The organism is Photobacterium sp. R1 (assembly GCF_054600795.1).
In genome coordinates this window covers 1-230 of the sequence record NZ_BAAHZP010001083.1, presented here as the reverse complement: position 1 = coordinate 230, position 230 = coordinate 1, and the positions used below count along the sequence as shown (strand labels likewise).

Sequence of the window (230 nt, the reverse complement as noted above, 5' to 3'; positions counted from 1 at the left end):
GATCATGCCATGCTCACGGCCTTTGGCCATGGTCGCCTTCAGTTCATGCAATTCTCCGCGCCGGATAAGATCCGACACTCTGGGTGTGTTGATCAGTAACTCAAACACCGCATGGCGGCCCTCACCGGAAGGATCGGGGATCAGCTGCTGCGCCAGTATCCCTTTCAGGTTCAGCGACAAATCAAACAAAAACGATTCGCGCCGCTCTTCGGGCACTAAATGCAGTATCC

At 54.8% G+C, this 230-nt stretch carries 1 pseudogene; it reads right to left on the bottom strand.

Features of this window, described 5'->3' with window-relative positions:
* Positions 1-230: pseudogene (locus ACYP03_RS28405) on the bottom strand (type IV pili twitching motility protein PilT); the annotation flags it as partial.